The following is a 19,015-nucleotide window of genomic DNA, read 5'->3' on the forward strand; positions in this document are numbered from 1 at the left end:
TCATCGTTGACTGATGTCATCGTTGACACCGCTTGCGGAGGATGATGAACTCCATCACCCGGAAACGTCAATGCCTTCCCGTCGTCACAAATCGGCAACGCTGCCCGCCTGTACCGCCTCACGCCGAGAGCGCCGCCCTCCGTGAGCTTCCTCAAGGCCCCTTGAAAACGCAGCCTTCCCGCGCTGCCCACCTGGAGAGAACGAGCCATGCGCCTGCCTCTGGTCACCGTCCTTGGAGAATGCGTCGCGGACGCCTTCACCGTCCCCGCGTCCATTCCGGGCGAGCTGTCCTTGCGGGTCCTGCCGGGCGGCGGTCCGGCGAACACCGCTGTGGCGCTCGCCCGCCTGGGCACGCCCGCCCGCTTCCTGGCGCGGCTGTCCGACGATGTTTTCGGACGCTTGTTCCGCGGGCACCTGGAAGCCTCGGGCGTCGACCTCACGGCCGCGATACGCGCACCCGAGCCCAGCACGCTGGCCGTCGCCGAACTCGACGCCCAGGGCCGGGCCGCGTACTCCTTCCACGCCCAGGGCACCGCGGACTGGCAGTGGACGGCCGATGAACTCGCCGCCGTGGACCTGACCTCCACGGCCTGCCTGCACTCGGGCTCCCTGGCCCTGGTGCGCGAGCCCGGCGGCACGGTCGTGGAGGACTTCCTCTCCCGCGCCTCCGCCACGGCCACGATCTCCATCGACCCGAACGTCCGGCCGCTGCTCGTGGCACCCGAGGTCTACCGCGAACGTCTGCCGCGCTGGTGCGCGACCGCGGACATCCTCCGCCTGAGCGAGGACGACCTGGAACTTCTGCTGCCCGAGTGCACGATCGAGCGCGCCTGCGACACCTGGCACGCGGCGGGTGTCCCGCTCGTCGTGATCACCCGGGGGGAGCGCGGCGCGGTCGCCTCACTGAACGGCGTGCGCACCGCCGTGCCGGCACCTTCGACCGCTGTGGTCGACACCGTCGGCGCGGGCGACTCCTTCACCGCCGGCTTCCTGCACCATCTCGGCGCCAAGGGGCTCCTCGGCGGGCGGCTGACGGATCTGCGGGTCGACGACGTCTTCGACGCCTGCGGTTTCGCCGCTCGGGTGGCGGCGCTGACCTGCGGGGTCGTCGGTCCGAACCCGCCGTGGGCCAGCCAGTTGCCGCAGCCGTCACCCGCGATCGGGCACAGTGCCGGCTGAACCGGCGGCCTGAACGAACTCGGACGAGGCCATTGACGTACGGCCCGGAGCGCGCACATCATCACTCCGCACTGGGTGTCATCGCTGTCACATGTCATCGATGACACCCGCTTCCGGGCCGTCCCCCACCGCCCGGCACTGCGAATCCCCCGGCGTCGTCCCACCGCAGCGGACGCGGGCACGACGACGCCCACAGCGCAGGAGAAACCATGAGCCGAGCCCCCGCACTCCGCCGTATCCCGCGGCGCCTCGTCGCCACCGCGCTAGCCACATGCGCCCTCACCGTCACCGCCGTCGCCCCACGGGCGGCGGCGGAAGACAGCCGACCGTACACGGAGACGTACCGCCCCCAGTTCCACTTCAGCCCCGCGAAGGAATGGCTGAACGACCCCAACGGACTGGTCTGGTACCAGGGCGAGTACCACCTCTTCTACCAGTACAACCCGAGCGGCAGCACCTGGGGCAACATGTCCTGGGGGCACGCTGTCAGCAAGGACCTGGTGCGCTGGCAGGAGCTGCCGCTCGCCATCCCCCACGACGACCAGGAGATGGTCTTCTCCGGCAGCGCCGTCGTCGACCACAACAACACCACGGGGTTCGGAACCAGCACGAACCCGGCGATGGTGGCCGTCTACACCAGCCACTCCAAGGACAGCGGCAAGCAGGCCCAGTCCCTCGCGTACAGCACCGACCGCGGCCGCACCTGGACCAAGTACGCCGGGAACCCCGTGCTCGACATCGGGTCGAAGGAGTTCCGCGACCCCAAGGTCCAGTGGTACGCACCCACCAAGAGCTGGTTGATGACCGTGTCGCTGTCCACCGAGCACAAGGTCCGGTTCTACTCCTCCAAGGACCTCAAGACCTGGACGCACCTGAGCGACTTCGGCCCCCGGGGGGCGGTGGGCGGCGTCTGGGAATGTCCGGACCTGTTCCCGCTTCCCGTCGACGGCGACCCCCAGCGCACCAAGTGGGCGCTCGTCGTCAACATCAACCCCGGTGGCATCGACGGCGGTTCGGCCGCCCAGTACTTCGTGGGCGACTTCGACGGCACGAAGTTCACGCCCGATGACGACGGCTCCTACACGCCTCCGGCCGGAGTGGTGATGCAGGACTTCGAGGGAGCCGACTACGGCAGCTGGCAGACGACCGGCACCGCTTTCGGCAGCGGACCGATCCATGCACCGGCGCCCGACCCCTCGGGCACGAACGGCTTCGAGGGCAAGGGACTCGTCGACAGCTTCCACGGCAGCGACACCGAGACCGGCACCCTCACCTCCGCGCCCTTCACCGTCAACACCCCGTACCTCAACTTCAAGATCGGTGGCGGCCGTCACCCGTACGTCCCCGGCTCCGTGAGGGGCGACTCCCCCGCACCCGCAGGCAAGATCCTCGCCGACTTCGAGCAGGACACCTACGGCTCCTGGACCACCACCGGCACCGCCTTCGGCACCGGTCCGGCACGCGGCCCCCTCCCCGGACAGCACCCGGTGTCCGGACACACGGGCACCGGCCTGGTGAACACGTTCCTGGGCGGCGACGCAACCACGGGCACCCTCACCTCGCCCGAGTTCACCATCACCGCCAAGCACCTCAACCTCCTCGTCGGCGGAGGCAACCACCCCTCCGGATCCGACGCGCCCACCGCCGTCCGGCTCGTCGTCGACGGCAGGACAGTCCGCAGCGCCACCGGCACCGACTCGGAGTCCCTCAACTGGATCTCCTGGGACCTGAGCGACCTCGCCGGCCGGACCGCGCGCATCGAGGTCGTCGACGAGAACACCGGAGGCTGGGGACACATCCTGCTCGACCAGGTCATGCTGTCCGACACCCCCGCACGGCCCCGCTCGACGGAGACCACGGTCAACCTCCTCATCGACGGCAAGGTCCTCCACAGCGCGACCGGCGCGGACAGCGGAACTCTGGACTGGGCCTCATTCGACCTCCGCGCCCACCAGGGCAAGCAGGCCGTCATCCAGATCGTCGATATGAACACGGCCGGCTGGGGCCACGTCATGGCCGACCACTTCGTCGCCGCCGACCAGCCGGCCCGCTCGAGCCTGCAGCGAGCCGACTGGGTCGACTACGGCAAGGACTACTACGCCGCCGTCTCCTGGGAGGACAGCCCGGACGGCAAGCGCCACATGATCGGCTGGATGAACAACTGGCAGTACGGCAACAACATCCCGACCTCGCCCTGGCGCGGTGCACAGAGCATCCCGCGAGAGATGGCCCTGCGTACGGTCAACGGCCGGATCCGGCTGACCCAGCAGCCCGTGTCCACCGTGGCGTCGCTCCACGGCCCCCTGACCAGCGTGCGCGGCACCAGAATCGCGGAAGGTTCCGTACCGCTGGCAGCGGGACGGGCAGACGGCAAGGCCCTCGACATCAGGGCCACGTTCACCCTCGCCGACGCCACACGCTTCGGGTTCAAGGTGCGCACGGGCCAAGGCCAGGAAACCGTCATCGGCTACGACAGGGAGACCCAGGAGCTGTATGTCGACCGGACGCGTTCAGGAGCAGTGGACTTCCACCGCGACTTCCCCGGCGTCCAGCGCGCACCCTTGACGCCCAAGAACGGCAAGGTCGAACTCCGGATCCTGGTGGACTGGTCCTCGGTCGAGGTATTCGGCGGCCGAGGCGAGGCCGTGATCACGGACCAGATCTTCCCCAGCCCGGACAGCGACGGCATCCAGCTGTTCGCCGAAGGCGGCACCGCCCGCCTGGACAGCGCCAACGTCTGGCAGATGCACCCATACCGCAGCTGACCACCTGCCCAGCCCGCTGACGGTGTGGAGGCGGACACAGGTCCTCAACCGACCGCCTCCACACCGTTCCGCCCTGCCGGCCCCACCGGCAACAGAACGAAAGTCACCACATGAACAAGTCGCTGCTGGCCGAGTTCACCGTGCGCTCCGGAAACGAGGAACACGTCGCCCGGCTGGTCCAGGACTACGCCGCCCGCGTCCGCGAAGAGCCCGGCAACCTCGCCTTCGAGGTGTACACGAAGGAATCCAACCCCTTGGCATACTGGATCTTCGAGGTGTACACGAGCGAGGCCGCATTCCAGGACCACTTGGCGGCCCCCTACAGCCCGCCCTTCAACACCGCGCTGCAACCCCTGATACGGGAGAAGGAATCCCTGCTCACCTTCCTGAGCCCACTCGGCTGACGAATCGACGCCGGCCCCGCCGGTCGTGCACCGCGGGCAGGCGGGTCGGGCGGGGCCTCCCCGAGATCGGCCGGACTGGCCGTTCGAGGCATCGGGCTGTGCCTCTCGGACGGCGCGGTCAGGACACGGTCCACACCGGGACCGGGCTCGGCCAGGCCGGCGAGACGCTGGGTGAAAGTGCCGAACGGCTGAGGGGTGGCACGCGTGCGCAGAGCGTTCCGCTGGCCCTCATCGAGCCCGTCGAGGCTGCTGGACAAGCCCAGGACCTCAAAGGGCGGCATCGGTAGCCGCCACCCCTCGCCGGAAGCGTCGACCTGCTGGCGCAGCTGGTCCGCTGCCTGCGGTGGCATGAGGTCGAGCATGCACATGCCTGCGGCGAACGGGGCGCTGTCCACGTAGATCACGCGCTCCAGGCGGTCGCCGAGACGTCCGGCTGCCCCGGTTACCGGGGCAGCCGCGTAGCTGTGGGCGACCAGCGTGACGTCGCGCAGATCGTTCCGCTCGACGAATCCCGTGATGTCCGCGATGTGCGTGTCCAGGTCTGTCTGGGGGCCGACCTGGTCGGCGTGTTCGGCCAGGCCGGTCAGGGTCACCGGCAGCGCCGTGTGGCCGCGCTCCTGCAGAGCGCGGGCGGTGTCTTCCCACGCCCACGCCCCGAGCCAGGCGCCGGGAACGAGTACGAGAACACGATGCGGGGCCGGCGGCCGCCACGGTGGTGCCAATCGCACGACCGTCATCGCCGCAGCCGTCCTCACCCTGGAGCGGCAGCGCTGACGAAGCTCATTGCCGTGGCAGGGTGAGGGCGGCCGCGGCGATGGCCGTCATGCGGTGGGGAAGCGCCTCACGACCAGACGAGCCGCCCTTCGGAAAACTTACAGACCGGGGAGTGTCCATCGGCGATCTTCGCCAGCATCTCCGCTACAGAGTCGAAATACTGGGCCATCGATTCGTACTCTCCCGTAACCGTGGGGTCACACGAACCAGCTGCCGACACGCCAGTCCCGTACGTCGATGAACTGCCGACCGGAGAACCTTGCAGGGATGCTGCTTCGAGCGTGCCTCCCACCCCTCCCCACGACTATCTTCCGACCCGAAGCACAGGGCCGGCTCCTCAGCGCGGTGGCCATCCGTCAAACGGCCGCATGCCCAGGCCGTCGGGTACACAGACCGAGCCCTTCTGCTCCTGCGCTTCCTCGCCGACCTCCTCTCGGACCCTCCGAGCCAGTTGCCCAGAGCCCGCTCACCCCCACGCCATGACGTCAGTCATCCGTGCCGCCCTCACCCTGGAGGGACGAAGCTGAAAACGCTTACTGATTCGCTGGCCGGGCGGGTCCGCCTCGGCCTCGGCCGATGATGGCTGAGCGCCGAGCCTCACCCGAAGACGAGATACGAGGCTGGTACACCGCGCTCGTGGAGCAATGCCCTGAGCGACGAGACCGCATCGGATGCGGAGGTGATGGCGGCGACCTCCGCATCGCTGATCCGGATGGTCGGAAGCCAACCGTGCACGGGCGGGAGGAGATCCGCCAACGCGTCTCGGAAGGCGCGCTGCCGATGGCGGCCTCCGTCGCTGGGGAACAGCGGTGGTTTCGGCCGGCCGAAGCCACCGCCGGGCTCGCGCCCGGCAAGGGCCCGTGAGCGGGCCAGCCATTGAGAGGCATCGAAGCCGAGCTTCACGCCTGCCGGATAGTGCTCCAGGGTCAGGGCGCGGGCCCCGGTGAAGTGCTGCTTCTCGTCGACCTCCAGGATCTGCTGGTCCCCATTCTCGTAGGTCAGCAGGACATCCAGGCGTCGCCGCTCACGAGAAGGGGCCCGTTCGGGAAGGACCAGCCCAGTGAGCGCGGCGTAAATTGCGGACACCGTCTCCCACATGGCGAGGCACTCGATCCGCCCTGGCCGCAGCAGCCAGGCCGGACAGCTCTCTGATTCGATCTCCGCTTCCACCGCATCAGCCAGTAGACGGGTTATGCCGTCCTGAATCTCTTTCACGCCCACTCCCCTTCGCCCGATTGACCGCCCCGAGTATGCGTGACGCCTCTGACAACGAAGGGTGATGGGGGCCTGGGAGTGGGGAATCTGAGGGCTGTGGCCCACATTTCGTGACGATCACGTCCCGACGGCCCTGGTCTGGCCTGGCCCGCCTGGGCCGGCCCGCCGAGGGTCCCTGCGGCGCGCAATACTGCACGTCGTGGATCGCGAAGACCTTGCTGCTGCCCTGGAACGACATCCAACTCATGCCGCCGGTCACGCTGTCCTGGCCTTGCGGGCGGGCGCAGCCTTCACGGTGTGGGCCGAAAGAGTACAGCCCGCTCGTCAGTACCTCGACGTCTGGGCATGGCGAGCTCAATGCATGGAGCAGGACGGTGTCGTCACCGGCCAGGACTTCGAACAGGGATTGCCAGCCCTCCGGCATGCGGGAGATGCCCCAGTCGTGTGGGGGCGAGTGGAGAAAGCCGAAGGCACGCACTTGTTCTTCCTGACCTCTGATCTGAGCTCATGCGTCGCCGTGTTGTAGCTCGGAGTAGACAGCTCCAGCCCGGCGCCTGGACCAAGCGGGTCACGGTGGCTGGGCAAGGACGAGGGTCCGTAGCAAGGAGAAGGATGCCCGTCCGTATGACCTACGCTTGATCAGCTTGATGCGTGTGACTTGGCCTTCGACCACCCCTGAGCTCCAAGGGGAGGCTGAGGCCATTGACGACCGCAGCCTGGCGAGGGTCGGCTGAAATTCACAACAGACCCGCGCGGTAATTTGATTGCCAGTGACACGTGCGGTACTGCTCGATCGGCACGACCGCACGGGTCGTCTTCCCCCCCAGGGTGGACCGATACCGTCACCCGCTCCAGGACGAGGCGGAAGCCCGTGACACCGCCACCGTGCCGCTGGGCGTTGGACACCAACTCGGACACGACCAGCAGCAGATCGTCGACCTGTGCCGGCTCCATCGGACGGATGCCCGCCAGCCGTCGCCGGGTGGCCTCTCTGGCCTCGGTGGACGTCCGCACGGCCGCGGTCCGGCCGTCGCGGTCAGGTCGCCCACGACGGTCCGGACGCGTGGGTGCACGGGACGGCCAGGCGTCACCCGGGGGCTGCAGCATGGTTCCCCCTTCTCCCGACTTCTGGGCATCTGCTCCTCTGTCGCCTTCCCCGGGTCGCGCGCCGGACACGCCGCGTGGGAGACCTGACTCGAAAGGGGTTGCGATCACCGGGCCGGGGGCAACCGAAGAACCCGGCCCGACGGAGGTGTCAGACGTGATGACAGGAACATGGTCGCCCCGAGCGGCGGCGAGGAGAGCGGCCCGAGGTGACGCGGTGCGGGCGGGTGCCCGCGCGGGTTTCGTGGCGCGCGGAGTTCTGTACCTGCTCGTGGGACTGCTGGCGGTACGCATCGGCCTCACGGGGGCGAACGAGCAGGCCGACCGGGGCGGAGCCCTGACCGAGGTCGCCGCCACACCGTTCGGTGCCGTACTCCTCTGGGCGCTCGGCGCGGGGCTCGCCGGCATGGCGCTGTGGCGCCTGACGGAGGCCGTGTACGGGGCCGCCGGACCGGACGGAGGCAAGGCGGCCAAGCGGACCCAGTCTGCCTTCCGCTTCGTCTTCTACGCCTTCGTTTCCTTCCTCGTCCTGTCCTTCGCCGCGGGCGCCAAGAGCAGCGGGGCCGGGTCGAGCGACCGGCAGAGCCAGGACGTCACGGGCCGTCTGCTCGGCCAGCCCGGCGGACAGTGGTGGGTCGGCGCGGCGGCGGCCGGCATCCTCGTCGCGGGTCTCGTCATCGCGGGGCGCGCCGCCCTGCGGAAGTACCGCACACACCTGCCATGGGCGCGACTGTCGAAGAAGCAGCGCCGTCTCATGGACGGCACGGGCATCGCCGGCGGTGTCTCCCGCGGCCTGGTCTTCGCAGCCGTCGGCTTCTTCGCACTCAAGGCCGCGATCCAGTTCGACCCCGCCGAGGCCAAGGGCGTGGACGACGCGATCCGCTCGTTCGCGACGGCCCCGGCCGGACAGTGGCTGCTGGTCGCAGTTGCGGTCGGACTGGCGCTGTTCGGGGTGTTCTCCTTCGGCCTCGCCAGGTGGCGGAAGTTCTGAGACCGGGGACGGAGGCCGGGGACAGTCCGCGCCACCGCCCGCGGCCGCGCTCGGGGCGTACCGTCACGGCTCGTCCCTGGTGTGCCGGGCGGCCCGCACCAATCCTGCGGCACCTGGCCGTCCAGGTACTCGCGGATCGGGGCACGGATCAGCGGCACGCCGTCCTTGCCGCGCCGGACATGCTCGGCTGCGGGAACTTGGCTGACAGAGGTGCCTTGGGCGCCCTCACCGTGCTCCAGACACTCCTGGGCCGTGAGGAAGCGGCGTTGGGCGCCCTACGCCATCACTTCGAAGCGGCGCAGACCCTGTAAGCGAGCGCCCGGCAAATCACCGGGAAGAGCGTAGAGCTCCAGCAAGCTGCGGACACCGACCCGCAGGAGCACCGACAGCAGACGAACGAAGCGATGCTGCTCTTCTCCCAGTACGCACAGCGTCTCTAGGGAGAAGGCCGCGAGGCATACCTCGCCATCCAGGCAGGCCGCAGCAGCCTGACCATTGCACCGAGGGTCGACAGCGACGACAGCCGCGGCATCGCCAGCATGGTCATCTTCTGCTTCGACCGCACGCTTGCCGTCCTGGCCCACCGTCACGGACGCGGCCCGGACTTCCTCATCCACGACAGCCACCTCTACGACGGCGTCGACGAACGCCAGATCGCCAAAAGCCCGCACGCCCGCCGGTCGCGGCACAAGTGACGGCGAAAGAAGGGCTGCAACACATCGTCACCATCAACACCGACAGCCTCGGCGTCGCCGCCCAGCGGGGATTCGACCCGGAGCCCTACATCCGCAGCCCCCGCCTCGCCGACGAACACGAGACCGGCGGCCTCTTCGGCTTCCGCTTCAAAACATCCACCGAGCAAGGAAGCCCGTTCTGAGACAGCAGTTCTCCAGCTGGGCTCGGCATACGAGCGGTTCAGAAGTTCTTCACCTCCGTACTGGAAGACGTCGAAGGCCGCCGCGTCGCTCGACGACGGGATTCCGCGTTCGGTGAAGCCCTGGGTGAGAGCGTCACCCCATGAACCGCGACGCCGTCTGCTGGGCGGCGCGGGGTTCGCCGGTGCTTTCAGTTGTCCACAGCCAAAATGAGACCGGCAGCGCGGTCCGGCTGTGGGCCCAACGGCGCGCGGGTGGCGCCGGTTCGCTGAAAGTGGCCGGCGCGGTGGTGCCGCAGGGCATGCAAATCCCGCCCGGTTCGCTGGTGGCGGGCGTCCCGGCCAAGGTCAGGCAGCCGGGCGAGCCGTGGCCGTCGGGGCGCCGCCGGAACAGGAAGCGACTCCCCATCACCCAAGAAAATGTCACTCTTGGTAATGATTCAGATCATATCGTGACGGTTAGTGATGTCTATTGCGATGCTCGTACCCCGCCCCTCCCCTGAGAAGTAAGGAGTCACGTCGCCATGCCGATGCTGCTGATCAAGGGCTCGTACCACATCCTCAACGCCCGGCCGGACGGGGACACCGTCCATTTCACCCCCGACGATATGACCGAGTGGAACCTCGTCGAGGGGCCTCACAAGGTCGAACACAACGCGTCCGGCAGGGCCCGACTGCGGCTGGAGGCCATCGACGCGCTGGAGACCCACTACTCCCGGACCGGACCGGAGGTCCACCAGCCGCTGAAGTTCGGTCACGCCGCGCAGGACGAACTGCTGCGCTGGCTCGGCTTCACCAGCGTGACGCGGGACGCGAACGAGAAGGTCACCGCTGCCACCCCCACCAGCGTGCCCGGCTGGATCCTCACCCGTGGGGCGGCCAAGGATCACCGCTGCATCGCCCTGGCTGGCCGGGGCACACCCCCAGGCACGAGCGGAACGCAGATCTTCGTCGACGTGCCGATGCTCAAGACCACCGTCAACCACCACCTCCTCGCCACCGGCCTGGCCTACCCCACGTACTACCGCAGTCTCTTCCCCGACCTGCGCAACGAGCTGACGGCCGCGGTCCATCAGGCGCAGGCCGCCACGCCCGCCAAGGGGCTGTGGTCCGACGACGACACCCTCAACGGGGCGACCGTCACCGGGATGTCCTCGCTCACCGACGACACCGGCGCGGTGATCCTGCCGAAGCTCTTCCGGCGGCTGGTGGACTATCTCAACCTCGGCTCGGCAGACCTGAGTGGGTTCCCCACATTCCTGGACCATGCCCAGGACAGGTTCTGGATCCTGTCCACCGGCCAGCACACCACCGGCCTGGACGCGGTGGTCGAAGTCAGCAACAGCAAGGTGCGGATGACCCACCCTTCCGAAGACCTCGTCTTCGAAGACTGAGCAGGAGGCAGCCGCCATGACCCACGCTGCAGACTTCCGCGCGCTGTCCGAACTGCTCACCGGAGAGCAGCCCCTGGACCAGGCGACGGCCGACGCGCACCGCGAGCGCCTCGCCCGCCACTTCCCCGCCGACGTGGACCGTCTCATCGACGCCTACCGTGCCGCTGTCGGCCAGCCGGACCCCGGCGCCGCGCTTTTCACCGCCGTCAACGCGGACCCGGCGCTCGCGAGGCTTGCGCGGGAGACGCTCGCGATCTGGTACACGGCGCAGTTCACGCGCCCCGACAACACGCAGGACGCGCCGGACACACCCTCGCGCTATCGCGCTGGGCTGGTGTGGAAGGTCATCAGCGCCCACCCGCTCTCCGCTGCCCCGGTTCCGGGCGGCTACGGCTACTGGACCCAGCACCCCTGAGGCAAGGAGACCTGATGGACACCACCTACGACGTCGTCATCATCGGCGCGGGAGTGGCTGGGGCGATGTGCGCGTGCCGGATCAAGGAGGTGAAGCCGCAGGCGCGGATCCTGCTTCTGGATGCCGGCGACAACGACGTCGATGACGACCAGCGCCAGGCGTTCGTCGACGCCTACCAGGTGTCGACGGCCAAGAACGTCCCCTCCCCGTACGCGGCGCTGGGCAACAACAAGTTCGGCTACGCGCCCTCCTCGGACGGCACCAGTGACCCCGTCGCCATGAACCGGTACTACGTGGAGAGCGGACCGGACCTGTTCAAGAGCGGCTTCCAGCGCATGGTCGGCGGCAGCACCTGGGCATGGCGCGGCAACACACCCCGGTTCCTGCCGACCGACTTCGACCTCAAGACCCGGTACGGCATCGCCGTGGACTGGCCGCTCACGTACAACGACCTCGAGCCGTACTACGCCCAGGCCGAGGTGGAACTGGGTGTGTCGGGAAACCGTGACGAGTGGGAGCCGCTCACCCCGCGCAGTACGGACTACCCCATGCCCGGCATCGCTGCCAGCTACGGCGACGAGCTCGTACGCGCCGCCCTGGCCGATATCGAGCCGATCGACGGCACTCCCGTCACCGTCCTCACCACTCCCCAGGCCCGCAACTCGGAGGAGTACCAGGGGCGCAGCGCCTGCCAGGGCAACTCCAGCTGTATCCCGATCTGCCCGTCCGGTGCGAAGTACGACGCCTCGGTCCATGTCCGCCGAGCCCGCGACGAGCTCGACGTCCAGGTGCGCACCGGCTGTACCGTCGCCCGCCTGGTCCCGCGGCCCGGCAACGTCTCCCCCACCGTCGTCTTCCGGGACTGGACCACCACCGAGCGGGCCGAGGAGCAGGTGAACGGCACGCACGTCGTGCTGGCCGTGAACGCCATCGAAACCCCGAAGCTGTGGCTGCTCTCCGGACTGGACAACCGCAGCGACCAGGTCGGCCGCAACCTCATGGACCATCTCGCCGAAGAGGTCGTCGGCCTGTTCGGCCAGCCCGTCTTCCCCTACCGCGGCCCGCAGTCGACGCTCAGTATCGAGACGTTCCGCGACGGGCCGTGGCGGCGCACCACCGGCGCGTTCCGCATGACGATCGGCAACGACGGATGGGGCCGCTTCGAATCACCGAGCTTGGCAGTCGACAAGCTGATGTGGGATCCGGCCGCCAAGAAGCTCAAGCACTACGGCACCGAACTGCAGGACGCGCTGGCCGAGCGGGTCACCCGCATGCTGCGCATCGGCTACTCCACCGAGCAGCTCCCCGACTCCGCCAACCGGGTCACCCTCTCCGACGAGAGGGACGGCCTGGACATTCCCCGCCCCAAGATCGCCTTCAAGATCGACGACTACTCCAAGCGAGCCCTGGCCTACGGCCACTCCGTCGCCCGCCGTATCTGGCAGCACATGGAGGACACCGCCGGCGCGGAGGAGATCGAACCCCTGCAGCCGACGCTGAAGTTCAACGGAGCCGGCCACCCCATGGGCACCACCCGCATGGGAACCGACCGGGCGACTTCCGTGGTCAACGCGGACGGGCTCTCCCACGCCCACACCAACCTGTGGGTCGTGGGCCCGTCCGTCTTCCCCACCGGAAGCACGGCCAACCCCACGCTCACCCTGGCCGCCCTGACGCTGCGCACCGCCGACAAGCTCGCCACCACCCTCCCGTGAAGCAGCCACCGTGACCGTCACCACGCGGCTGACCATCGCCCGCCACGGACAAGCCCGGTGCAACGTCGACGGCCGCGTCGGCGGCCCCAAGACCTGCACCGGGCTCACCGACCACGGACGCGACCAGATCGAACTGCTGGCCGCCCGGCTCGCCGCCCAACAGCGCACCGGACCCGCCTTCGACGCCCTGTACACAGGCCCCAGGCCCCGCCTGCAGGAAAGCGGCCGCATCCTCGCCCACGCCCGCCCCGACCAGCCCTACGCACCCGGCTCGGACAGCTGGAACGGCTACCTCACCAGGGCAGCCACGCACCTGGCCGCCCTCCTCGAGCACCACCAGGGCCAGAACATCCTGATCGCCGCACACGGCGAAACCATCCACGCCGCCTACCATCTCCTGCTCCAGGTCCCCGTCCAGACAAGCGCGCACACGGGCCTCGGAACGAACCACGCCGGCCTGACCCGCTTCGAGCGCCACCACGACCAGTACGGAAACCAGTACTGGGTTCTCGCCGTCCTCAACGACACCGCCCACCTCAACGACCGTGCGACGCAAAGCGATCAGTGACCGAGCCGAAGCCAGGAAGTGCCCCTCGTTCGCTGAGCCATCGATGCGCTGTAGCTGGTCATCCGCACAGGTTCAAGGCACGGGTCCGGTCCTGGCCGGGCGAGCGGCTTCGAGTCCGGCCTGCCCCTCCCCCAGCGTGAACCCCAGCCGCTGGGCGGCCTTGATGACCCGCAGCGCGGTCACTGACATCGCTTCCCGCCTGTCCGTTACTCCGGGCGCGGGGCGGAAGTGCCGGACAGGCGGGGCGTACCGTCAGGAGGAAGCGGCGTCCTCGCGGCTGGACCACCACCAGGCTCCGGCCACCGTGCGCCTGCGGGACCAAAGAGAGTCGGTCGCCCTCGATCGTGTGGCCCCAGAGCAGCGTCCCGCCCGGCGAGGGCAGGACCGAGCAGGGCACAGAGGTGGAGCCCGCCAGCCGACGGCTCCATTCCTCCCCATACGCACGCAGGCCCCGGGCACCACAGAAGTACACGTAGTCGGAGATCATGACGTCGCCGTACGTAGCTGCCGCGGCCACATAGTCCGCTGGAAAGACGACTCCCCAGTCACGCGCGACCGCCTCGATCACAGCGGCGCCTTCATCCGCCGGCCCGACGGGAGGGCCCAGCAGTTCGGCCAGGCTCCAACCGCCCCGCGCCGCGAGGGCCGCCTCCTCCCCGGGGCGGGCGCGGGCGTCAAGGGCTCGCCATTCAGGTCGGCGTCGCCCTCGAAGGACCACCACAGCTCGCCGTCCCGCGTCAGGCAGGGCACGCAGCCGTCCACCATGCCGCCGTGGTCCAGTACCTCGGCCACCTCCGCCAGGTAAGCGGCGAGCGACGGCCAGCCGTCGCCGAAGTGGCCCGTTCCGTCGTGGCACGCGGCGCCCAACCGCCCCTGCTCCGGACCCTCGCGCATGTCGATCACCTGCGCGTCCCCGTCGCCGTGGGCCCAGGGGATCCACCGAACGTGCCACCAGGGCTCTTCCGATGGCCCAGAGGACTCGCGGAGGTCTTCGTCGTCACCCGCGATCTCCTCGCACATCCGTCAGTGGTCCACGATCAGCGCGACCGGCTGGGGCGGCTCGCCCGGAAAGAGGTTGCCCCACTCCAGCACGCCGTCGTGGCAGAGCAGAGAGTCGACCAGGTCGGCCGGAAAGCGCAGACCCATCACCTCCTGCGCCGCCTCGATCCGGCCCGGATCCGCGGGCGGTGCGAGGAGCTCGTACGAGGCGGGGCGTACACGGGCAGCCAGGCGTCTATACGGTCCCACGTCGAACGGACCGACGACACAAGGGAACTCATGGCGCCGAGCATGCCCCACACCACCGACAACGACCTTGTCGGGGCACCAGCCTCAGCAGCAGAGACCGAAGAGGCCGTCCTCGTACGCCTACACGAGCGACAGCGAACCTTCACTGGAAAACGACCCAGCCATCACCAATACAACGACACCCTCACAACCCACCCAGCCCTGCCACCAGGAACAATGCCACCCCGGCCCAGTGCAGAACGCTGTCGCCGTCCACTGGAACTCACACGTCGCCCATCAGGTCGAGTACCGCGATGGCGGACAACCTGTGGGACTACAGCCCGACATGTGGGCACCGGACGGCCTGGACCTGACCGGCTGGAGCGTGATGGCGACGGACGGGTTCGTGCGACGTGTGGACGAACACACCGAAGAAGTGGGCGACGCCTACCTGGTCCTGGACGGCGGAGCATGGAACTTGGGAAAGCCGCTGATCCCCGCGAGCGCGGTCGTCCGGTGCGAACCCGAGGAGAGGACCATCCGGCTGGCACTCACGCGAGGGCAGGTCGAGGACGCCCCGCAGCACCTCTCCGAGACCGATCGAGCCGACGGGTAGCACCGGGACGACGTCGTCGCGTACTTCGTCGAAGCCGCCCGCAGCAGGTGACCCGGGCGCCCCCGAACGCGCGGGGGCCTCTCACGCCGCCGGTCCGCTCCGCGGGTGCGGAGCGGACCGGAGAGGGGTTGCGTGGGGGCGTGAGACCCTCACGGAGGGGGCGGTCAGATCCGCCCGCCGGCTAGCCGGGTGAGCGGGCCGACGGCGGGCCGGGCGGTCGCACGGCCGGCCGCAAAGGCGACCCCGGCGAGCCCCGCCGCCGCTCCCGCCGCGACGACCTTGCGGCTCTTGACGACCGTCCAGACCGTGGTGGCGGCCGACGCCACCTTCGCCGCGTTCGCCGTGACGGCTTCCCGGCCCGACTGCAGCCCGTCCGCCACCGCGCCCCCGGCCCGCTTCGCGGCGCCCTCCGCGCGGCCGGCGCCCGCGGCGGCGGTCTCACCCGCCCCGCGCGCGGTGCTCCCCGCCTCCCGTGCGGCGGACTTCGCGCCGCCCGTCGCCGACTTCGCCCCGTTCGAGGCCGCGGAGGCCTTCGAGCGGGTGCGCTCCGCGGTCGAAGCGGCCCGCTTCGAGGTCCGTGCGGTGGACTTGCTGCGCGACGAGGACGTCTTGGCCGACGATGTGGCGTCGGCGCTCTTGGAACTGTCGGAACTCCCGTTCGATGTAGTCATGGCATTCCTCCTTGCCTGTGTCGAGCAGATGAAACGAGCGGTCGGTCCGGCCTTTCCGTCCGGCGGCGCGGAACCGCTCACCGACCGGCCGGGTCCCGGGGCAGCAGCGAACCGAGGGGGCCGAGATCCAGGTTCAGGTCGTCCATGGTCAGGCCGTAGCGCGTGCACAGCTCCTCCATGCGCTCCTCCAGGATCATCAGCGTCATGCCGACGCGTTCTTCCTCCTCCTCGCCGAGGTCGCCCTGCTCGACCCGGTGGACGGCGGTGCGCTCCATCAGCTGGCGCAGCAACTCCACGATCGTCAGGACGAGTTTGATGAGGTCCCGCTCCACCGTGTCTGAATCCGTGGCGAGCCGCTGCGTCAGCGCATGGCCCGCGGCGGCGCCGTCCGGTGCCTTCACGAGCTCCTCCAGTCCGTGCCGCACCACGCGATCAGGGCTCATACCGTGTCCTCCTCGGGGTGCTCCGGTGCGGCCGCGCGGGCCCAGGGCGCAGGGTCCTCGGCGGTGATCGACCGGATGACCGCCCGCAGGTTGATGTGGACGAGGTCCACGTCGGCGATGGACAGGACGAGGTCACCGGTCAGGACCGCGCCTCCGGTCAGCAGGCGGTCCAGCAGGTCGATCAGGGCGACCGGCGGCCCGGCGAGCCGGTCGCCCGGCTCGTGCCGCCCGTCGTCCACGACTTGGGTTCTCATCGGGGCGCCGTACCTCCCTCGCCGCCCTCGGTGACGGGCGAGGCGAAGGAGTACGGCGCCCACGGTCCGGTGACCTCCACCCTGACCCCCGCCACCCCGCTCCCGGCCGCCTCCACCTCCGCGCGGAACCGCGCCTCGGCGTTCGCGGGCACCAGATAGGCGTGGTTGGCGACGTTCATGCCGCGCTCGCCGGACAGTTCGCCCTGCTGCGTACGGTGGGCGACGGAGGCCCGAGCGGTCTCCAGCACCGCCCGCGTCACCTGACCCCTAACCTCCTCGGCCGCCCGGTATAGGTCCTCGGTGCCGCGCCGCTGCCGCCTGCGCTGCTGGAGGTACGCCCTGCCCGGGCTCGTCGGCCCCGACCCGTGCGCCGCTCGGTGCTCCGGGGCGGGGGGCGAGGCGGCGGGGTCCACGAAGACCTTCACTCCCAGTTCGACGTGACCGTCCAGCCACGTCAGCATGTCGGTGAAGCCGCCCCGGTGCGCGAGGAGCATCCCGGTCACCCCCTCCACGTCGGAGTACACCGTGGCCAGGCGGAGGGGGAGGACGGCGGTCCGCGCGAACGCGGCGTCGACGACGGCGTGGTGGGCGCGGGCGAGCTCTTCGAGCCCCGGGAGGTGTTCCAGCCGGCGGCGCAGCGGCTCCTCGCCGAAGGCCGCGGCCGGTACGTCCGACACCAGGGCCACCAGGCCGCCCTCCGCGACCAGCCGCACGTCGTGCCCGTCCACCCCGCCTCCGGGTCCCGCGAGCGGTGCGAGCGTCCCGTCGTCCCGGCCGATGCCGTAGACGTACACGCGCATCTGGGACTGGGGCTGGTCGCGGGTCCGGTCCCGGGCCCGGACGTGGGCCGTGGCTTCGGTGCGGTTGTCGGTCCGGTCGGTCGTGCTCATCGTGCCTCCTCCGTCCCGTCGTCCGTGACGGCCCTCTGCCCGCCGTCCCGCAGGCGGGCGAGTTCGGCGCGCAACAGCTCGTTCTCGTCGACCAGTTGCCGCTCCCGCCGGGACCCGCCGTCGAGGGGGGCGGGCGCACGCGCCCGGGAGGAGAGCGAGGGATCGTGCTCCCACCAGTCGATCCCCATCTCCTTCGCCTTGTCGACCGAGGCGACCAGCAGGCGGAGCTTGATGGTCAGCAACTCGATGTCGAGAAGGTTGATCTGGATGTCACCGGCGATCACGACGCCCTTGTCGAGCACGCGTTCCAGGATGTCCGCGAGGTTCGCAGACGAGCCCTGTCGGCTGCTCGGCGGTCCGGCGTGCGACGAGGCCGGCAGGCGGCCCGCGAAGGACTCGGACAAGGTATGCCCCTCTCCTGTCTAGGTGCTTCTGCTGTCGGTCAGCGGCAAACCGCAAGCGGTCAGAGGTCAGAGGTCAGCGGCGGTCGGGGTCCTCGTCCTCGTCATAGAACTCGGCTTCCTCCTGGTCCAGTTCGTCTTCCTCCTCGTCGGGTCCGTCTTCGTCGTCCTCGTACGCGTCGTCCTCGTACCCGTCGTCCACGGGTTCGGCGGCGTCGATGCCGTCGCCGTCCCCGTCCGCGTACTCCTGCTCCTCCTCGACGGCCTCGTCGTGCCCCACCACGACCTCGCCGTCCCTGATCTCCCCGCGCCACCCGTCCTCGGCCTCCCCGCCCCGCAGCATGAGGAACGCGCGATAGCGCTGGAGGTCCAGGCGGGCACGCCTGCCCGGGACGCGCCAGACGTTCCCCAGCTTCTCCAGCAGCCCCCGGGGGAAGTACTCCAGGACGAGGAGGACCCGGGTGAGGTCGTCGGCGAGCCGATGGAAGGTGACGACTCCGCGGACGGTGCCCTTCGCGCCTTCCGTGATCCAGGCCATGCGCTTGTCCGGGATCTGCTCGGTGATGTGCGCCCGCCAGGTGCGGGTCGCGCCGGCGACCCGCACCGTCCAGTCGGTCGTCGTGTTGTCCTCCGTCGCGACGGCGACGACGCCCTTGGCGAAGACGCTGAACTCATGGAAGCGCGTCCACTGGTCATAAGCCTCGCGCACGGGAACGCCCACGTCGACTTCCTCGACGATCGCCACGCGCTTCCCTGCGTCATCGTCCGACCCGCGGCCCGCGCCTGCGACCCCGACGACCTCGCGGGCCTTCTTCTTCACGGACGCCTTCACCGAGGCCTTCACAGAGTCCTCGGCCGCGTGGGCTCCGGCGGTCAGCGCGGCTGCCGCCGGCGTCTTGCCCTCTTCGAGCGCCCGCCTGCCCCGCTCCAAGCCCTTCGCGAGACTGCCTCGCCCGGATCCCGGCTCGGCCCACCCCGCCACGGTCTCGCCGAGGCGTTCTCCGAGCCGCCTCAGGGCGGCCTCGGCGCGTGCCGTCAGGTACAGGCGGAGCTCTTCCCTGAGCCGTTCGACCGCGGGGCTGTCCAGCACGTCGTTCTTGATCCTGCTCACGGCC

At 69.7% G+C, this 19,015-nt stretch carries 22 protein-coding genes and 1 pseudogene; 13 read left to right on the forward strand and 10 right to left on the reverse strand.

Translation table 11 applies throughout. The features are described from left to right. Positions 1 to 207 precede the first annotated feature (207 nt). The 3 genes from IO20_RS0131480 (at position 208) to IO20_RS0131490 (ending at position 4,348) form a co-directional block, all read left to right on the forward strand. The gene (locus IO20_RS0131480; protein ID WP_030556015.1) at positions 208 to 1,179 is read left to right on the forward strand and encodes a carbohydrate kinase family protein; all 972 of its coding nucleotides are present in this window, start codon (positions 208 to 210) and stop codon (positions 1,177 to 1,179) included. Between the two features lie 209 nt (positions 1,180 to 1,388). Next, on the forward strand, positions 1,389 to 3,944 hold the full coding sequence (locus tag IO20_RS0131485) for a GH32 C-terminal domain-containing protein (protein WP_030556009.1): 2,556 nt from the start codon (positions 1,389 to 1,391) through the stop codon (positions 3,942 to 3,944). 110 nt (positions 3,945 to 4,054) lie between these two features. Then, complete coding sequence (locus tag IO20_RS0131490) at positions 4,055 to 4,348, forward strand: putative quinol monooxygenase (RefSeq protein WP_030556007.1); 294 nt, start codon at positions 4,055 to 4,057, stop codon at positions 4,346 to 4,348. Here the strand turns inward: IO20_RS0131490 and IO20_RS39125 are convergent. Together IO20_RS39125 and IO20_RS0131495 are read right to left on the reverse strand one after the other, a co-directional pair. Continuing rightward, entirely contained in the window at positions 4,264 to 5,085 is an 822-nt protein-coding gene (locus IO20_RS39125) for an alpha/beta fold hydrolase (RefSeq protein WP_211270454.1), read from the reverse strand. The two genes, IO20_RS0131490 and IO20_RS39125, sit on opposite strands and share 85 nt — an antisense overlap. Before the next feature lie 634 nt (positions 5,086 to 5,719). Beyond that, complete coding sequence (locus IO20_RS0131495) at positions 5,720 to 6,337, reverse strand: hypothetical protein (RefSeq protein ID WP_037636732.1); 618 nt, start codon at positions 6,335 to 6,337, stop codon at positions 5,720 to 5,722. Positions 6,338 to 6,536: 199 nt separating this feature from the next. Between IO20_RS0131495 and IO20_RS40475 the strand changes: the two genes are divergently transcribed. The 9 genes and pseudogenes from IO20_RS40475 (at position 6,537) to IO20_RS0131540 (ending at position 13,398) form a co-directional block, all read left to right on the forward strand. Beyond that, positions 6,537 to 6,863: a hypothetical protein gene (locus tag IO20_RS40475; protein ID WP_157850830.1), complete on the forward strand. Its 327-nt coding sequence runs from the start codon at positions 6,537 to 6,539 to the stop codon at positions 6,861 to 6,863. Between the two features lie 738 nt (positions 6,864 to 7,601). Then, positions 7,602 to 8,432, forward strand: coding sequence for a DUF1206 domain-containing protein (locus tag IO20_RS0131505; protein ID WP_030556002.1), 831 nt, complete (start codon positions 7,602 to 7,604; stop codon positions 8,430 to 8,432). A 494-nt stretch (positions 8,433 to 8,926) separates the two neighbouring features. Further along, a complete protein-coding gene (locus IO20_RS39135; protein ID WP_245685129.1) occupies positions 8,927 to 9,127 on the forward strand; it encodes a DUF2326 domain-containing protein in 201 nt (66 codons plus the stop codon). Continuing rightward, complete coding sequence (locus IO20_RS37850) at positions 9,124 to 9,309, forward strand: hypothetical protein (RefSeq protein WP_030556000.1); 186 nt, start codon at positions 9,124 to 9,126, stop codon at positions 9,307 to 9,309. Before IO20_RS39135 ends, IO20_RS37850 begins: the two co-directional genes overlap by 4 nt. 254 nt (positions 9,310 to 9,563) lie before the next feature. Further along, positions 9,564 to 9,665 (forward strand): annotated as a pseudogene (locus IO20_RS39140) (gamma carbonic anhydrase family protein); the annotation flags it as partial. 165 nt (positions 9,666 to 9,830) lie between these two features. Further along, entirely contained in the window at positions 9,831 to 10,700 is an 870-nt protein-coding gene (locus IO20_RS0131525; RefSeq protein WP_030555999.1) for a thermonuclease family protein, read from the forward strand. Between the two features lie 16 nt (positions 10,701 to 10,716). Further along, the gene (locus IO20_RS0131530) at positions 10,717 to 11,115 is read left to right on the forward strand and encodes a sugar dehydrogenase complex small subunit (protein ID WP_030555997.1); all 399 of its coding nucleotides are present in this window, start codon (positions 10,717 to 10,719) and stop codon (positions 11,113 to 11,115) included. A 14-nt stretch (positions 11,116 to 11,129) separates the two neighbouring features. Next, entirely contained in the window at positions 11,130 to 12,830 is a 1,701-nt protein-coding gene (locus IO20_RS0131535) for a GMC family oxidoreductase (RefSeq protein WP_030555995.1), read from the forward strand. 10 nt (positions 12,831 to 12,840) lie between these two features. Continuing rightward, positions 12,841 to 13,398 carry a histidine phosphatase family protein gene (locus IO20_RS0131540; protein WP_031127758.1) on the forward strand — a complete coding sequence of 186 codons (558 nt, stop codon included), beginning with the start codon at positions 12,841 to 12,843 and terminating at the stop codon, positions 13,396 to 13,398. A 564-nt stretch (positions 13,399 to 13,962) separates the two neighbouring features. On the opposite strand, the gene IO20_RS41750 is transcribed toward IO20_RS0131540, so the two are convergent. Together IO20_RS41750 and IO20_RS41755 are read right to left on the reverse strand one after the other, a co-directional pair. Next, positions 13,963 to 14,292 carry a hypothetical protein gene (locus IO20_RS41750; protein WP_245685124.1) on the reverse strand — a complete coding sequence of 110 codons (330 nt, stop codon included), beginning with the start codon at positions 14,290 to 14,292 and terminating at the stop codon, positions 13,963 to 13,965. Positions 14,293 to 14,421: 129 nt separating this feature from the next. Then, a complete protein-coding gene (locus IO20_RS41755; protein ID WP_245685125.1) occupies positions 14,422 to 14,646 on the reverse strand; it encodes an SMI1/KNR4 family protein in 225 nt (74 codons plus the stop codon). Between the two features lie 307 nt (positions 14,647 to 14,953). Here IO20_RS41755 and IO20_RS37070 point away from each other — a divergent pair, with 307 nt between their 5' ends. After that, complete coding sequence (locus IO20_RS37070; RefSeq protein ID WP_157850831.1) at positions 14,954 to 15,241, forward strand: PRC-barrel domain containing protein; 288 nt, start codon at positions 14,954 to 14,956, stop codon at positions 15,239 to 15,241. Between the two features lie 164 nt (positions 15,242 to 15,405). Here the strand turns inward: IO20_RS37070 and IO20_RS0131555 are convergent, their stop codons facing one another. The 6 genes from IO20_RS0131555 to IO20_RS0131580 all read right to left on the reverse strand — a co-directional run bounded on the left by IO20_RS0131555 (position 15,406) and on the right by IO20_RS0131580 (position 19,011). Then, positions 15,406 to 15,912 carry a hypothetical protein gene (locus IO20_RS0131555; RefSeq protein ID WP_030555991.1) on the reverse strand — a complete coding sequence of 169 codons (507 nt, stop codon included), beginning with the start codon at positions 15,910 to 15,912 and terminating at the stop codon, positions 15,406 to 15,408. A 77-nt stretch (positions 15,913 to 15,989) separates the two neighbouring features. Further along, positions 15,990 to 16,355, reverse strand: coding sequence for a gas vesicle protein K (locus tag IO20_RS0131560; protein WP_051874956.1), 366 nt, complete (start codon positions 16,353 to 16,355; stop codon positions 15,990 to 15,992). Then, positions 16,352 to 16,609, reverse strand: a complete 258-nt coding sequence (locus IO20_RS0131565) for a gas vesicle protein (RefSeq protein ID WP_030555987.1) — start codon at positions 16,607 to 16,609, stop codon at positions 16,352 to 16,354. The genes IO20_RS0131560 and IO20_RS0131565 overlap by 4 nt, the downstream gene beginning before the upstream one ends. Beyond that, entirely contained in the window at positions 16,606 to 17,499 is an 894-nt protein-coding gene (locus IO20_RS0131570; RefSeq protein WP_245685126.1) for a GvpL/GvpF family gas vesicle protein, read from the reverse strand. Before IO20_RS0131570 ends, IO20_RS0131565 begins: the two co-directional genes overlap by 4 nt. Beyond that, positions 17,496 to 17,903, reverse strand: a complete 408-nt coding sequence (locus tag IO20_RS0131575) for a gas vesicle protein (protein ID WP_030555984.1) — start codon at positions 17,901 to 17,903, stop codon at positions 17,496 to 17,498. The genes IO20_RS0131570 and IO20_RS0131575 overlap by 4 nt, the downstream gene beginning before the upstream one ends. 73 nt (positions 17,904 to 17,976) lie before the next feature. Beyond that, positions 17,977 to 19,011 (reverse strand): SRPBCC family protein, encoded by a 1,035-nt coding sequence (locus IO20_RS0131580; protein ID WP_245685127.1) that lies wholly within the window; start codon positions 19,009 to 19,011, stop codon positions 17,977 to 17,979. Between the last annotated feature and the right edge of the window lie 4 nt (positions 19,012 to 19,015).

This window comes from Streptomyces exfoliatus (genome assembly GCF_000725545.1).
GTDB classification, from domain to species: Bacteria; Actinomycetota; Actinomycetes; order Streptomycetales; family Streptomycetaceae; genus Streptomyces; species Streptomyces exfoliatus.

Coding starts and splice junctions, on each gene's coding strand:
- IO20_RS0131570 (WP_245685126.1), bottom strand. CDS start 17,499: ATGAGCACGACCGACCGGACCGACAACCGCACCGAAGCCACGGCCCAC.
- IO20_RS0131530 (WP_030555997.1), top strand. CDS start 10,717: ATGACCCACGCTGCAGACTTCCGCGCGCTGTCCGAACTGCTCACCGGA.
- IO20_RS0131480 (WP_030556015.1), top strand. CDS start 208: ATGCGCCTGCCTCTGGTCACCGTCCTTGGAGAATGCGTCGCGGACGCC.
- IO20_RS0131505 (WP_030556002.1), top strand. CDS start 7,602: ATGACAGGAACATGGTCGCCCCGAGCGGCGGCGAGGAGAGCGGCCCGA.
- IO20_RS0131525 (WP_030555999.1), top strand. CDS start 9,831: ATGCCGATGCTGCTGATCAAGGGCTCGTACCACATCCTCAACGCCCGG.
- IO20_RS0131535 (WP_030555995.1), top strand. CDS start 11,130: ATGGACACCACCTACGACGTCGTCATCATCGGCGCGGGAGTGGCTGGG.
- IO20_RS0131565 (WP_030555987.1), bottom strand. CDS start 16,609: ATGAGAACCCAAGTCGTGGACGACGGGCGGCACGAGCCGGGCGACCGG.
- IO20_RS41750 (WP_245685124.1), bottom strand. CDS start 14,292: ATGCGCGAGGGTCCGGAGCAGGGGCGGTTGGGCGCCGCGTGCCACGAC.
- IO20_RS39125 (WP_211270454.1), bottom strand. CDS start 5,085: ATGACGGTCGTGCGATTGGCACCACCGTGGCGGCCGCCGGCCCCGCAT.
- IO20_RS0131490 (WP_030556007.1), top strand. CDS start 4,055: ATGAACAAGTCGCTGCTGGCCGAGTTCACCGTGCGCTCCGGAAACGAG.
- IO20_RS0131555 (WP_030555991.1), bottom strand. CDS start 15,912: ATGACTACATCGAACGGGAGTTCCGACAGTTCCAAGAGCGCCGACGCC.
- IO20_RS0131560 (WP_051874956.1), bottom strand. CDS start 16,355: ATGAGCCCTGATCGCGTGGTGCGGCACGGACTGGAGGAGCTCGTGAAG.
- IO20_RS0131485 (WP_030556009.1), top strand. CDS start 1,389: ATGAGCCGAGCCCCCGCACTCCGCCGTATCCCGCGGCGCCTCGTCGCC.